The organism is Mesorhizobium sp. M3A.F.Ca.ET.175.01.1.1 (genome assembly GCF_004791945.1).
Taxonomy (GTDB): Bacteria; Pseudomonadota; Alphaproteobacteria; order Rhizobiales; family Rhizobiaceae; genus Mesorhizobium.
In genome coordinates this window covers 1-285 of the sequence record NZ_SRTP01000404.1, presented here as the reverse complement: position 1 = coordinate 285, position 285 = coordinate 1, and the positions used below count along the sequence as shown (strand labels likewise).

Sequence of the window (285 nt, the reverse complement as noted above, 5' to 3'; positions counted from 1 at the left end):
CGCTGCTGCGCGACATCCATCGATATGAAGAGACAGTCATCTTCCCCGCCTACGAGGAGGCCGTGGTCGGCAGTAATGCGAACCTTGCTTCAACCCGGCGACTGCGGGCTGAACATGTGGAAGATGAGTGCTTTGCCGGTGAGGTGACCGAAATTCTGCTGGCCATCGGTCATGGCGAGACAGTCGAGAACCCCGAGGCCATCGGCTTCATGTTACGCGGCCTGTTCGAGAACTTGCGCCGGCACATAGCGTTTGAACGCGAGCACGTCCTCCCGATGATCGGGA

1 protein-coding gene is annotated in these 285 nt (G+C 59.3%); it reads left to right on the top strand.

Annotated features, from left to right (window positions below):
- A partial coding sequence (locus EN818_RS32175) for a hemerythrin domain-containing protein (protein WP_135906767.1) occupies nt 1–285 on the top strand: 285 nt, incomplete at both ends.